Origin of the sequence: Reyranella soli, from assembly GCF_007992495.1 — a bacterium.
GTDB lineage: Bacteria > Pseudomonadota > Alphaproteobacteria > Reyranellales > Reyranellaceae > Reyranella > Reyranella soli.
On record NZ_BKAJ01000004.1, the window covers coordinates 59653 to 72928 of the forward strand.

Here is a 13276-nt window from a genome sequence, read left to right on the forward strand (position 1 = left end):
GTTTCTCGACGCGCAGTCAGAAGGGGCGCAGTCAGCCGGTGCGCAGGCTGCGCCACCGCGTGCTGAGGCCGGTCGCAAAGGCCGCGGGATTGTAGCTCTCCTGATAGCTCGCCAACCAGGAACGCGCCGCACCGACGCTGGTGAAGATGCGAAACGGACGATCGCCCGACCGCTGCTTCAGCAGCACCGCCCTGTCGAGATTGAGAGCGGAGCCGACGACCATGGCGACGGGACCCGCCCGCTCGCCCCTGCCGTACTGCATGAGGCGATCAGCGACCGCCTCCAGGTCGTCGGCGTCGAGCGCCAGTGTACAGCCGGTGATGTCGACCAGCTTGGCGTAGCCCTTGGCGCCCGAGGCGATCGTACCGGTGAGATAGGCGTCGATGTCGGATCGCGTCACTGTGTTCTCGCCACTGACGATGCAGAGCCGGGAAGCGGGAAAGGTCGAACAACTGAGCGGCATCACTCGAACTCCTCAGGGGCTGTTGGGGAGTGCAAAAAGTCACGCGAAACAGACGGTTAGCTCTCTTTTCGCCCAAACGCCACGCCGGGGGTAATAGTTGCTGCAAATACTTCAGGGGTGATGCAGTGCGATGGCCCGCCTTTTTGCATCCAACGGGGCCGATGAATCGTGTAGGACCAGAGTCGTGGGAAGGGTTTGGCTGAACGCTCTGCTGGTCGTGGTCTCTGTTGCGCTGTGCACCGGCGCGGCCGAGTTTGTCGTGCGCCAACTCGATGCGAACGCCGACAACGCGCCTACAGGTCGCCATCTGGACGAGATCGCCCTTGCGCCCGGAGTCGATCGCGCGTGGTTCTTCGCCAATCCGCCGCCGTTGCCAAACCGCAGGGCGATACCGCAGGAATGGCTCGACCTGGTGAGCAAGGTCGAGCAGAGCGGCGTCACCGAGGGCACACGCCGTGCCGACATGTTCAAGGCCTGGAACGCCAACTTCGTCGGCGATCCTTGCCGTCACGCCTATCTCTGCGGCGCGCCGGGGCACCTTTATCTGTACGATCCGCCGTCGGGCGAGGCACGGCCGCCTTACCGTTTCCTGCCCAACGCGACGACGCCGATTGGCCTGGTCACCAACGACTACGGATTTCGCGGACCACCCGTGCCGTTCGAGCGTCAGCCGCGGACGGTGCGCATCGCCTTCATCGGTGCCTCGACGACCGTCGGCAATCACTACTTTCCCTATTCGTATCCCGAGTTCGTCGGCAGCTGGCTGAACATGTGGGCCGCTGCTCGCAAGCTCGGCGTGAGGTTCGAGATCCTCAACGCGGGCCGTGAAAGCATCACCTCGAGCGACAACGTCGTGATCGTGCGCGACGAAGTGCTGCCGCTGCGTCCGGACCTGCTCGTCTACTACGAAGGCGCGAACCAGTTCGATCTGCGCACCATGACGGCCGCCACGCCTGGCGGCGCCAGCGCCGCCGGCGACCATTGTCCGGCGCAGCCGGTTGGCGGCGGCACCGCTGCCAGCGGTTCGTGGTTGACCGACCTTCAATACGAATCGGCGCTGGTTCGACGCATGCAGGCATTGTTCAGCGCGCGCAGCCTGCCCGAAGGCGGCGCCGAATGGCCGAAGAAGGACTACACGCTGCAGTGGCCCAAGGGTCTCGATGAACGCGATCCCGACATCACCCGCACCGACCTGCCGGTGCATCTGCCGACTATTCTGCGCGATCTCGATACCATCCGAGCCTCGGGCGACGCCGTCGGGACTGAATTGGTCATCGCGTCATTCTTCTGGCTGGTGAAGGATGGGATGTTGCTGGATCCTATCCGCCACCGCTCGATCCTCGACCATATCAACCAGAACTACGGACCGTTCCACTATCGCGACATGGAGCGGATGGCTGCCTTCCAGAACCGCGTCTTCGCCGAGTATGCCCGTGCGCATGGCCTCGCCTTCATCGACGTGGCGCGGCTGATGCCGTTCGATCCCGATCTCTTCGTCGACGCCATCCACAACAGCTATGCCGGCGAGCGTCTGCGAGCCTGGGTGTTCCTGCAGGGCCTGGTGCCGATCGTGGAGCGCCATCTGAAGAGCGGCGCATGGCCCCGGAAATTCGAGGCGTCGAAGAAGCCCGCGCCTGTCTTCAAGCCGCGGTCAATCACCTTCACCTGCACCGGCAAGTCCTGACGTCGGATGTTCTGAGAAGGAAGGAGATGCCGGCGGTCCACCCCGAACGCGCCGGCACTCCACACACCTAGTCGACGATCGAAGGGGCCGAACTCCCCCAAGCACCCCGGCGTCCCTCGATCACTCGACGTCAGTTTTATGAACTGATTGCACCCACGGCGCAATCAATTTCTGACATTATAATTGCATCAAAAAGGCAAATATTTTCGATTTACTGCAAGGACACAGTGAGATTGTACGGACTGGGGGCCGGTGCCGCGGCGGGACGCATCGTGACCAGAACCAGGTAATTGCCGTCACGGGGGATGGCGCCGATCCACGCAGTCGCGTTGTCGGCCGGCCCGGCATCCGGCAGCGTGCCGCCGGTCACGACGGGCAGGCCGTCGGCGCCCTTGGCCAGGCTCGCATCGACCTTGAAGACCTGGAAGCTGACACCGGTCGCGACCGGCATCACCGACACCATGAGAGTCTGTCCCGCCTTCGCCTGCACGTAGTAGACGCTGCGGCCACCCGGCGCCAACTGGCCGGCAAGCGTCGTCGAGTTGGAGCCGGGCGGAAAGGTGACGGTCGTCATTCCCGGCAGGGTGTTGACCGATTGGGCGAAGGCGCGAGCCGAAACAAGCGAGAGTGCGGGAAGCGCGAAGAGAACACGACGACGGATCATGCCGTGACAATCGCATCCCAAGGCACAATCCGTCTAGCCGAACACAACCGCACGCGGTTCCATCTAGATTGGATGTCGCTTTAGGGCGACGCCTCGCGGCTGGTCCTGACCGCATTGGCCACGGCCTCGGCCAGGGCATCCTGCCGAAAAGGCTTGGACAGCCGCGGCACGCTGGACTCCGCAGCCGGCGGCAGCTCGGCGTATCCAGTCGCCAGGATGATCGGCATGCCGGGACGACGAGCCATGATTGTCTTGGCCAGGTCGCTGCCGGTCATCTTGGGCATGGCGTGATCGGTGATGACGAGGTCGACTGTGGGCGTGCGTTCGAGCCGCTCGAGCGCCTGCTCGCCGGAGTAGGCCACGACGACGGTATGGCCGAGATCCTCGAGCATCGCGCGCGTGTTGGCGAGCACCAGCGCATCGTCGTCGACGGCCAGGATGGTGAGCGCCCGGCTCTGCGCGATCGTCCTGATCCCGGCCTCCGACGGCTCGGTCGCGGCCGCCTGCTCGACCGCCGGCAGCCAGAGCTCGGCAGTCGTGCCTTCGCCCGGCTTGCTGTGCAGGATTAGTTGTCCGCCGAGCTGCTCGACCATGCCGTGAACCATGGAAAGGCCAAGTCCGGTGCCCTTGCCGGTGCCCTTGGTCGTGAAGAACGGCTCGGTCGCGCGCGTCAGCGTCTCGGCATCCATGCCCTCGCCGGTGTCGCGCAGCGTCAGCCTGACATAGCGGCCGGGGCGCAGAGGGGCATCGGCCACGGTCGCCTCGTTGCGGGCGGCGATGGTCAGGATGCCGCCAGCCGGCATGGCGTCTCGGGCATTGATCGCGAGGTTGAGCAGCGCCGTCTCGAGCTGATGCGGATCGGCCATCACGTAGTCGAGAGGCAGCGGAAAGCGCGTTTCGATGGCGATCTGGGGGCCAAGCGAGCGTTGCAGCAGGTCGCGCATGCCGCGCGTCAGCTCCACCAGATCGACCGGCCGCAGGTCGAGCTCCTGCCGGCGTGCGAAGGCCAGCATGCGCTGCGTCAGGGTGGCGCCGCGTTGCGCGCCCTGCAGGGCGTTGTCGAGCAGCCGGGTGACGCGAGGATCGTCGTTGGGCAGGTAGCGACGCAACAGATCCAGGCTGCCCAGCACGACGGTCAGGAGATTGTTGAAGTCGTGCGCCACGCCGCCCGTCAACTTGCCGATCGCTTCGATCTTCTGCGAGTGCGCCAGCGCCTCGCGCGTGCGCTCCAGCGCAAGCTGCACCTCGCGGCGCTCGGTGATGTCGCGCGTGATCTTGGCGAAACCCACCAGCTTGCCCGACGGATCGCGAATGGCGTCGATCACGACATTGGCCCAGAAGCGGCTGCCGTCCTTGCGCTGCCGCCACGCCTCGGCCTCGAAGCGTCCTTCGCGCTCGGCGATGGCGAGGCTGCGCGCCGGCTCACCGCGGCTACGATCATCGTCGGTATAGAAGATCGAGAAGTGCTGGCCGACGATTTCGTCTGGACCGTAACCCTTGATGCGTTGGGCACCGGCGTTCCAGTTGCTGACGATGCCGTCGGGGTCGAGCATGTAGATCGCGTAGTCGGTCACGCCCTCGACAAGCCGGCGGAACAGCTCTTCGCTGCGCCGCAACTCCTCCTCGGCCTCCCGCCGCTCCGTTAGATCGCGCGTGATCTTGGCGAAGCCGATGAGCTCGCCGTTGTCGTAAATGGCATCGATGATGACGAAGGCCCAGAAACGGCTGCCGTCCTTGCGCACGCGCCAGCCTTCGGCCTGGAACTTGCCGTCGCGCGTGGCGATCGCGAGGACGCGTTGAGGGATACCTGCCTTGCGGTCGGCCTCCTCGTAGAAGTTCGCGAAGCTGCGGCCGAGGATCTCGCTGGCCTTGTAGCCCTTGATGCGCTCGGCGCCGGCGTTCCAGCTCGTCACGATCCCGTTGGTGTCGAGCATGTAGATGGCGTAGTCGGTCACGGCCTCGACCAGCAGGCGAAACCGCTCGACCTCGGTGGTGCCTACCAACAACGCTGCCTTGGTCATTCCCGCTGCGTTCATACACTCCCCATCGACGGTCAACGCCTGGACCGCTTCCAGGTTGCAGGCAAAACGAATCGCCGCGTGATGTCGCGGAACGCCCGCCTCGGGCCGGCGTTTTTCCACTTATGTCGCAGCGTTCGATTGTCGCCCGGCTGGTCGAGGAAAAGGGCCTCGTGATCGTCGGACCGGCGGCGCTGACGCTGCGGCGCCAGCGTTGTGGCAAGGGCTTTGCCTTCGTCAAGCCCTCCGGCGCCTTCGTGCGCGATCAGGAAGAAATTCGCCGCCTGAAGGCGCTGGCTGTCCCGCCGGCCTATGCCAACGTCCGCTTCGCGGCCGACCCGGCCGCCCATTTGCAGGCGATCGGCGAGGACGCCGCCGGCCGGCTGCAGTACCGCTATCACCCCAAATGGACAGAGGTCCGCGAGGCGCTCAAGGCACGCAGGCTCGCGGGCCTGGCAAAGTCGCTGCCGGCAGTCCGCCGGGCCGTCGGCCGCTGCCTGTCTGTCGAGGAGATCGATCGGCGCTTCGTTGCCGCATCGATCGTCGAGCTGGTGCGCCTCACGGCGATTCGCGCCGGTGGCGAGGAATACGCTCGCGAGCATGGCACGCGCGGTGCCACGACCCTGCTGAAGTCGAATGTCAGGCTCGCCGACAAGCGCCTCGTGACGCTCTCGTTCAAGGCCAAGGGTGGCAGGATCATCGGCAAACAGGTGCGGAGCGCACGTCTCCACACCGCCCTGACGCGACTGCTGGAATTGCCCGGGCGACGTCTGTTCCAGTACCGGGAGGGCGACACGATGCGGCCGATGCGCGCCGCGGAGGTCAACGCGTTCCTGCAGGAAGTTGCCGGCAGGCCTATCTCGCTCAAGGATTTTCGCACTCTGGTCGCTTCGTCGGCCGCCTTGAAGGCGCTTGCCGCGACCGAGCCGGCCGACAGCGAACGTCAACGTCGACGCCAGGTGCGCGAGGCGGTGATCGAGGTGGCCGAGGAATTGGCCAACACACCCACGGTCTGTCGCACCTCATACGTGCACGACGCGGTGATCGCCGCGTTCGAAGCCGGCGCGCTGAAACGTCCACGAATCAGGAAGGCGAAGTCGCCGGCAACACAGACCGAAGTGCTGGCACGCATCGTGAGCAGGCATGCCGGATGAGGGCATGACCGGCGTTCGCGCGCTCAGCGGGGTTTGCCGCAGTCGAGCGGCACGAGCCGCGGCGGCACGACGAAGGCGGGATGGGTCGGCGGCATCGTCGGCACCGGTTTTGGCCAGGCGCCGCTCGCCAGCCGTTGCTCGATCAGCGGCACGAGCAGCAGGAAGGTGACCCAGCCCTGCATGCGCTCGCCGGGATAGGTCTTGTGCACCGCGTCGAAGAACAGGTTTGGATCGAAGGGCATCGTGGCCGCAACGTCGAGGAAAGGCAGGCCGTGCGCGCGGGCATAGGCGGCGAACACGCGGTTCTGGAAGGCGGCGAGACGCGCGAGATCGCGATAGCTGAACGGAAAGTAGCCGCCGTTGAGTTGCTCGAGGATGTAGCGATGACGCATCGGGTCGAGCACGAGGCCGTCGCGCACCATCCATATGAACGAGGAAATCGCGAGCTCGGCATCGACCTTGGCCAGGTCGGTCCTGATCTGGTCGAGGTCGCCGAGGATGACAGGGAGATTGACCGGCAGATCGGCCCGCGTGATGTCGGGCGCGTTCTCGTCGAGGCCGGCAGGCCACTTGAGGGTGTAGGCGGGCTTGGGCCATTCCGCGCCGTTGCCCGGCTGATCGAGCAGGCCGGTGCTCGCCTCCAGACGCCTCGCCAACGCCGACCAGCGCGCCGCGTCCCTCAGCAGCTTGGCGAGCGGTCCCGGCGGTGCCCGGTCGGCGGTTGACGGCCGTTGCGGCACGCTGTCGGCGATCGACTCGAGCGCGAACTGGTTGCCACCTTCGTAGTAGATGACGAGGTCGGGCCGGGTGGGCACCACTTCCTGACGCACGATGGCGGCGATGCCGGTCGAGCCGATGCTCTCGCGCGCCGCGTTCAGCACCTCGAAGCGCACGTCGAGCCCCCGCGCCTTGGCCCACCGGTTGAGGAAGTGGCCGACGAACTCGGGGAAGGAATGCGGCATGTGATGGCTGCTCACCACCGTCGAGGAACCGACGAAGACGATGCGCACGGTGCGTGGGCTGCGCGCGAAGGTGACCGGCCCGCCCCGCCAACCGAACTCGTTGGTCACCATCGTTTCCGGATTGGTGGCGCTCGGCAGGAAGCGGAAGGGCGGCAGCGGGTTGCCGTCCGGCGGATCGAAGACGAAGAGCGCGCCGGGCGCGTCGCGCAGCATGATATGCTCACAGGGGTTGGGCGTCAGGGCCGTGTTCCAGACCTTGAACATGTCGCCGCCGCGGAACAGCGACCCGGTCGCGGCGTGTTTGCGCTCCAGGTCGTCATACCAGCGCTGCCACTGCTCGGGCACCGGTTGTCGCGGTGGTGGCGGCACCTTGTCCGAGAACCAGTCGCGGTTGACGCCTGCGACAGACGGCAGCGAAGCGACATGGGAGGCAGCCGTGTCCTGGCCGACCGGCAAGGGCAAGGGGAAATCGAACAACGGCACGTCGTCCTGCCAACGTGTGAACGCCTCGGCCGCCGCCAGGCTAATCCCGAGCGAAGCCAGCAGGAGCAGCCCGTTGCCTAGAAATTTCGAAAGCCGCGCTTTTGCCGCGCTTTGCGGCATCTTCCATTTATCATTCACAGCGCCTAAAATGCCTCGCTTTCCCGGCTTTTGGCATCTGGAAAGCACATGGCTCACATCAGACTGAACACCCACCCCTCGCAGGGCGGCCAGGCGGCTCCCCCGATAATCTGGGGTGCGCGCGATCCCAAACTTCGCGGACCCGTCGTGGGCACCGTGGGTGATCCCGCCAAGCGCAATGCCATCGGTGTGCATTCCGGGTCCTACGGCATCTACCGGGCGCTCGCGATCGCGGCACAGGAACTGAAGCCTGACCATCGCCCGGACTTCACCAACACCTCGCCGGCCGAGCCGATCGGCCCGTTCGAGAGCTGGTTCGATCCCAAGAAGATCGTGTCGCTCGATCCGTGGGGCCACATGGTGGCCGAGGTGTTCGCCGACAAGCTGGCCGCCGGTTGGGACATCCGGCCGACCATCGCGGTCACCAAGGCGCATGTGAACATGCCGGAGATCATGGACGCCATGGCCGCCGGCCGGCTGAAGCCCGACAACGACATCCTGAGCGGATCGGGCGACGTGAAGGTCACCAAGGCGGCGATCGAGCCGGTGTGGTGGCTGCCCGGCATCGCCGAGCGCTTTGGCGTCAGGGAGGTCGACCTGCGCCGCACGCTCTTCGAGCAGACCGGCGGCATGTACACCGAGCTGGTGACGCGACCCGACCTGGAGCTGTTCCTGCCGCCGATCGGCGGTTCGACGATCTACTTCTTCGGCGACGTGTCGAAGCTCGGCAAGCCTGATACGAAGATTGCCTGCCGTCTCCACGACGAGTGCAACGGCTCGGACGTGTTCGGCTCCGACATCTGCACCTGCCGGCCTTATCTCGCGCACGGCATCGAGATCTGCATCGAGATGGCGCAGAAGGGCGGCGTCGGCGTCGTCATCTACAATCGCAAGGAAGGCCGCGCGCTGGGCGAGGTCACCAAATTCCTGGTCTATAACGCGCGCAAGCGCCAGCCCGGCGGCGATTCTGCGGCGCAGTACTTCAATCGCACCGAATGCGTGGCCGGTGTGCAGGACATGCGCCTCCAGGAGCTGATGCCCGACGTGTTCCATTGGCTGGGCATCGCCCGCATCGACCGCTTCGCGTCGATGAGCAACATGAAGTCCGATGCGCTCCGGGAGCAGGGTATCGAGATCGTCGAGCAGGTGGCGATCCCCGATGAGCTGATCCCCGCTGATGCCCAGGTCGAGATGGATGCCAAGAAAGCCGCTGGCTACTTCACGTCCAAGAAGCCGGAGACGGCCGAGCTCGCCAAGGCGAAGGGACGGGGTCTCAACGAGTGAACCCCGCCGAGCTTGCGTACCTGCGCACGCCCGCGGCAATCCGCGAGCGGGCGGAGGCGATGCTGAAATATGCCGAGGACGGGCGATCGGCCTGGTTCTCGGTTGATCCCAACGGGCTCGAGGCCGCTGTCCAGGCGACGCTCGCGGTGACGCGGCAGCGCTTCGCCAATCCGGCCGCGATCCCGTTCCATTCGCGCTGGCGGCATTTCGAGGCCGGCGGCCGCGACCGCTGGCAGGCGCTCGCGGAGCGGCTGTCCGGATTGCCCAAGGAGGAGGTCGCGCGCCGGCGCATGGACCTCGCCGTGGTGTCGGTGCTGCTCGATGCCGGCGCGGGTCCGACCTGGTCGTATCGCGAGCCAGGCACCGGCGAGACCTATGCGCGCTCAGAAGGGCTGGGCGTGGCGAGCTTCCACATGTTCGCCAACGGCGCCTTCAGCCGCGACGCCAAGGGCGATCCATTGCGCGTCGATGCCGAGCGGCTGGCCACGTTGACGCCGATGGACATCGCCATGGGCTTCCAGGTGAAGGCGCACAATCCGCTGACCGGCCTGGAGGGCCGCGCCGAGCTTTTGCGCAAGCTGGGCGGCATCGGCCTGTCACGGCCGGGCGACTTGTTCGACATCGTGGCGCGCCCCGAAGTGAAGGCGGCGAGCATCCTGGCCGCCGTACTCGACAAGCTGTCGCCGATCTGGCCGCTGCCCATGGGCGACGTCTGGCAGCACGCGGCCATCGGCTGGGTGCCGTTCCACAAGCTGTCGCAGTGGCTGTCCTATTCCCTGGTCGAGCCGCTGGAAGGCGCGGGCCTCAAGGTCGTGGCTCTCGATGAGCTGACCGGCCTGCCCGAATACCGCAACGGCGGCCTGCTGGTCGATGCCGGGGCGCTGCGCCCCAAGCAGAGGGCGCTGCTGGAGAAGGCCTATGCCGTTGGCGACGAGCCGATCGTCGAATGGCGGGCGCTTACAGTGGCGCTGCTCGATCGCATCGCGCAGCACGTGCGCGGCCATCTCGGCCTCGATGCCACGCGCCTGCCGCTGGTGAAAGTCCTGGAGGCCGGCACCTGGTTCGCCGGCCGCGTGCTTGCCGCGGAACGCCGTCCCGGCGGCGGCCCGCCGATCGCCATCGTGAGCGACGGCACCGTGTTTTGAGTCAGTTCGTCGAGAGAGCGCCGTTGTCATCCCGAGCGCAGCGAGGGACCGTTCCTCGTGGCCTTAAAGGTCCCTCGCTGCGCTCGGGATGACAGGATTATTTGGGGAGATATTGAGATGTCGTTGCCGCATTCGATCCACGTCGTCACCCATCCGCTGGTGCAGCACAAGCTCAGCAAGATGCGCGACAAGGAAACGTCGAGCACCAACTTCCGCCGCCTGCTGCGCGAGATCGGCCTGCTGCTGGGCTACGACGCCACCCGCGACCTGCCGCTGGTCGAGCGCGACATCACGACACCCATCGAGGCGATGAAGGCGCCGCTGCTCGAGGGCAAGAAGCTGGTGATCGTGCCGATCCTGCGGGCAGGGCTGGGGCTTGCCGAGGGCATCATCGATCTCGTGCCGTTGGCGCGCGTCGGCCATGTCGGCCTCTACCGCGATCCCAAGACGCTGCAGGCGGTCGAGTACTACTTCAAGATCCCGCAGGACATCTCCGACCGTGACGTCATTGTCTGCGATCCCATGCTGGCGACGGCGCACTCCGCCATCGCCGCCGTCGATCGCCTGAAGGAGTCGGGCGCCAAGCGCATCAAGTTCATCTGCGTGCTGGGCTCCGAGCAGGGCGCGCGCGCCTTCGCCGAGGTCCATCCCGACGTGCCGGTGTTCGCGGCGGCGATCGATGCCAAGCTCAACGATCACGGGTATATTGTCCCCGGCCTGGGCGATGCGGGCGACCGCCTGTTCGGGACCAAATAAAGCGACAGGGGAGAAAACGCCTATGTCACCCGACCTCAAGTACCTTCTGTTCTCGACCATCCTGTGCTTCGTGCAGGTCCTGATCGCCGCGACCGGCGCCAATCAACTCGTCGGCCTGCCGACCTTGGCCGGCAATCGCGAGAGCCTGCCCGAGTATGGCGGATGGGCCGGCCGCGCGCGCCGCGCCCATCTCAACATGATCGAAAACCTGGTACTGTTCGCGGCCCTGGTCCTGATTGTGGCGGCGGCGGGCAAGGCCAACGCCACCACGGCCATGGGCGCCATGATCTTCTTCTGGGCGCGTCTCGCCTATGCCGTGATCTACGTGGCCGGCATCCCCTGGCTGCGTACGCTCGCCTGGTTCGTGTCGGTGATCGGCATGGCCATGATCGCCTGGGTGCTCCTGCAGGCGATGTAGGGCTTGATCGCCCGGCACACTTCGAAGCCGCACGATCGACGTGAGATGATGCGCTACTCATGCGCTCGGTGCGAGTCCGGCGGCGCCAGGGACCCGTTGAACTCTTTGCTTCGGATAGAAGCAGCGCCGCGTTCGCCAAGAGTTGGGCCCTGGTCGGTGGGTGGCGAGACCTGGCCCAACGATCATGGAGGCGCCCATTCTGCGCGTCTAGGCTACCGCGCGAAGTTCAGAGCTCGGTGAATGCCGTAACCGCTGTAGCGCAGCTGTATCGGACACCGGTCGGCCGATCGATCGGCGATAAAGCGCCTCATACTGCTCGGCTGCGGTTGACCACGAAAAGCGCCGGCACATCGCGGCTCGACGCATGTTCTCAAACACGACCGGATCGCCATAGGCTCTCAAGGCGCGCTGGCAGGCCGCATGGAGTCCGGCGGCCGAGCACTCGGTGAACAGGAACCCGGTGGCGTCGTCCTCAATCGTGTCGGCGAGCCCTCCCGTTGCGCGCGCTATTGGCAGGGCGCCATAGCGCTGCGCCTGCATCTGCACCAGTCCGCAGGGCTCGAATCGCGACGGCATGAGGCAGAAGTCGCTTGCACCGAGGATCCGGCGAGCCATCGCCTCGTTGAAGCCGTTCAGGAAGGCGATGTGGTCGTGCTGGCCGCGCGCCAATCGGCCCAGCAAGAGTTCCGTTTGCGGATCGCCGAGGCCCAGGATCGCGAATTGGCCGCCTTGCTGCACGATGGCCTCCGCCACGTCGGACACCATGTCCAGCCCCTTCTGGTGCACCAGACGCGACACGATGCCGAACAGCGGGCCATCGGAGGGCTTCAGGCAGAGCCCGGTGCGCACGAGGTTGGCCAACGCCCGCTTGCCCGAAAGATCCTGGCTATCGAAGTGGTCCGGCAGCTGTGGATCGGAGCTCGGGTCCCAGCTGTCGTCGAGGCCGTTCAGGATGCCGACCAGGCGGCCGTCGGCGGCAATCGTCTGCATGAGGCCATGCAGGCCCCACCCGAGCGCCTCTGTGGTGATTTCGCGCGCGTAAGTCGGGCTCACGGTCGTCACTTCGTCGGAATAGAAGACGCCCGCCTTCAGGAAGGACAAGCGGTTGTAGAATTCGACGCCGTGCATATGGAACGCGGCCTCGGGGATGCCCAAGCCGTGCAGGCGATCCCTGTTGAAGACGCCCTGGTAAGCGATGTTGTGGATGGTGAAGACCGTTGGCAGCGACGCACCATCCCAGCGCAGGTAGGCCGGCGCGAGGCCTCCCGGCCAGTCGTTGACATGCAGCAGGTTGGGCTTCCAGGCAAGCCCGGCACACTGCCCCTTGGCGATCTCCGCCGCAGCGAGGGCGAGACGGGCGAAGCGCAGGTCGTTGTCGGGCCAGTCGCCGGCGTGCGGGCCGCCATAGGGCGTTCCGCCGCGCTGATAGAGCGACGGCGCGAGCACGAGGTACAAGATCAAGCCGTCTGGCGTCCGAACTTCGCCGAGGAAACACGGCTCTATCTCCGCACGCCCCGGCAGGCTTGCGATGATCGAGATGGTGCCCGCTTTCGCAATCACCTCCGGATAGGCGGGCAGAAGGATGCGAATATCGGTGCCGCCACGCTTGAGGGCGCGCGGGAGAGACGCCGCAACTTCGCCCAACCCACCCGCTTTGGTGAAGTCCGCAAACTCGCTGGTGACGAACAGGACCTTCATGTGTCACTCGTGCCGCCAATGCGTCGGTGCCGCCTGGCGTTTCGTCCCTTATATTCCAGAGCCATCATCGCCAACCCACGGTCATGTCGAGCGCCAGGTCATGAACGACTGGAGATTGTGCGGTGCGATCGTGACGACGCGCACGGCTTGCTCTTGGACACCAATGCAATTCATGCGCCAAATGCAGCTCATCCTGGCCCGGTGCTCTTGCGCTTCACATTAGATCAGGCATCGGTGGCGATTCCTGTTACAAGTCGTTGACAATCAGTCTCACCAGCGACGGCCGGCATCGTGCCGGAAAGCATTGGTGGGAATGACCATGTTCGCCCGCCGCGCCGAATGTTAGGACGAGGGAGCGGTCCGGCGAGCGTTGCCTCGACCCCGGTTGACCGCATGCGGTGCGGAGGCA

11 protein-coding genes are annotated in these 13276 nt (G+C 65.8%); 6 read left to right on the forward strand and 5 right to left on the reverse strand.

The annotated features are described in order from the left end of the window. Positions 1–31: 31 nt before the first annotated feature. Positions 32–463, reverse strand: a complete 432-nt coding sequence (locus RSO01_RS00955) for a hypothetical protein (protein WP_147145244.1) — start codon at positions 461–463, stop codon at positions 32–34. Between the two features lie 184 nt (positions 464–647). Here RSO01_RS00955 and RSO01_RS00960 point away from each other — a divergent pair, with 184 nt between their 5' ends. Next, the gene (locus RSO01_RS00960) at positions 648–2147 is read left to right on the forward strand and encodes an SGNH/GDSL hydrolase family protein (RefSeq protein ID WP_147145246.1); all 1500 of its coding nucleotides are present in this window, start codon (positions 648–650) and stop codon (positions 2145–2147) included. A gap of 211 nt (positions 2148–2358) precedes the next feature. Here the strand turns inward: RSO01_RS00960 and RSO01_RS00965 are convergent, their stop codons facing one another. Beyond that, positions 2359–2811, reverse strand: coding sequence for a hypothetical protein (locus RSO01_RS00965; protein ID WP_147145248.1), 453 nt, complete (start codon positions 2809–2811; stop codon positions 2359–2361). Between the two features lie 80 nt (positions 2812–2891). Then, positions 2892–4847 (reverse strand): hybrid sensor histidine kinase/response regulator, encoded by a 1956-nt coding sequence (locus RSO01_RS00970; RefSeq protein WP_246157927.1) that lies wholly within the window; start codon positions 4845–4847, stop codon positions 2892–2894. 107 nt (positions 4848–4954) lie between these two features. On the opposite strand from RSO01_RS00970, the gene RSO01_RS00975 reads away from it, so the two are divergent. Continuing rightward, entirely contained in the window at positions 4955–5983 is a 1029-nt protein-coding gene (locus RSO01_RS00975) for a DNA topoisomerase IB (protein ID WP_147145250.1), read from the forward strand. Positions 5984–6006: 23 nt separating this feature from the next. On the opposite strand, the gene RSO01_RS00980 is transcribed toward RSO01_RS00975, so the two are convergent. Further along, positions 6007–7548, reverse strand: coding sequence for an SGNH/GDSL hydrolase family protein (locus tag RSO01_RS00980; RefSeq protein ID WP_147145252.1), 1542 nt, complete (start codon positions 7546–7548; stop codon positions 6007–6009). Positions 7549–7596: 48 nt separating this feature from the next. On the opposite strand from RSO01_RS00980, the gene RSO01_RS00985 reads away from it, so the two are divergent. The 4 genes from RSO01_RS00985 to RSO01_RS01000 all read left to right on the forward strand — a co-directional run bounded on the left by RSO01_RS00985 (position 7597) and on the right by RSO01_RS01000 (position 11169). After that, positions 7597–8850 carry a GTP cyclohydrolase II gene (locus tag RSO01_RS00985; RefSeq protein ID WP_373867860.1) on the forward strand — a complete coding sequence of 418 codons (1254 nt, stop codon included), beginning with the start codon at positions 7597–7599 and terminating at the stop codon, positions 8848–8850. Next, a complete protein-coding gene (locus RSO01_RS00990; RefSeq protein WP_147145256.1) occupies positions 8847–9995 on the forward strand; it encodes a URC4/urg3 family protein in 1149 nt (382 codons plus the stop codon). The genes RSO01_RS00985 and RSO01_RS00990 overlap by 4 nt, the downstream gene beginning before the upstream one ends. Before the next feature lie 117 nt (positions 9996–10112). Further along, positions 10113–10751 (forward strand): uracil phosphoribosyltransferase, encoded by a 639-nt coding sequence (upp, locus tag RSO01_RS00995; protein ID WP_147145258.1) that lies wholly within the window; start codon positions 10113–10115, stop codon positions 10749–10751. 22 nt (positions 10752–10773) lie between these two features. Beyond that, positions 10774–11169 (forward strand): MAPEG family protein, encoded by a 396-nt coding sequence (locus tag RSO01_RS01000; protein ID WP_147145260.1) that lies wholly within the window; start codon positions 10774–10776, stop codon positions 11167–11169. Positions 11170–11376: 207 nt separating this feature from the next. Here the strand turns inward: RSO01_RS01000 and glgA are convergent, their stop codons facing one another. Next, complete coding sequence (gene glgA, locus RSO01_RS01005) at positions 11377–12867, reverse strand: glycogen synthase GlgA (protein ID WP_147145262.1); 1491 nt, start codon at positions 12865–12867, stop codon at positions 11377–11379. Positions 12868–13276 lie beyond the last annotated feature (409 nt).

Coding starts and splice junctions, on each gene's coding strand:
- RSO01_RS00955 (WP_147145244.1), bottom strand. CDS start 463: ATGCCGCTCAGTTGTTCGACCTTTCCCGCTTCCCGGCTCTGCATCGTC.
- RSO01_RS00965 (WP_147145248.1), bottom strand. CDS start 2,811: ATGATCCGTCGTCGTGTTCTCTTCGCGCTTCCCGCACTCTCGCTTGTT.
- RSO01_RS00970 (WP_246157927.1), bottom strand. CDS start 4,847: ATGAACGCAGCGGGAATGACCAAGGCAGCGTTGTTGGTAGGCACCACC.
- RSO01_RS00975 (WP_147145250.1), top strand. CDS start 4,955: ATGTCGCAGCGTTCGATTGTCGCCCGGCTGGTCGAGGAAAAGGGCCTC.
- RSO01_RS00980 (WP_147145252.1), bottom strand. CDS start 7,548: ATGCCGCAAAGCGCGGCAAAAGCGCGGCTTTCGAAATTTCTAGGCAAC.
- upp (WP_147145258.1), top strand. CDS start 10,113: ATGTCGTTGCCGCATTCGATCCACGTCGTCACCCATCCGCTGGTGCAG.
- RSO01_RS01000 (WP_147145260.1), top strand. CDS start 10,774: ATGTCACCCGACCTCAAGTACCTTCTGTTCTCGACCATCCTGTGCTTC.
- glgA (WP_147145262.1), bottom strand. CDS start 12,867: ATGAAGGTCCTGTTCGTCACCAGCGAGTTTGCGGACTTCACCAAAGCG.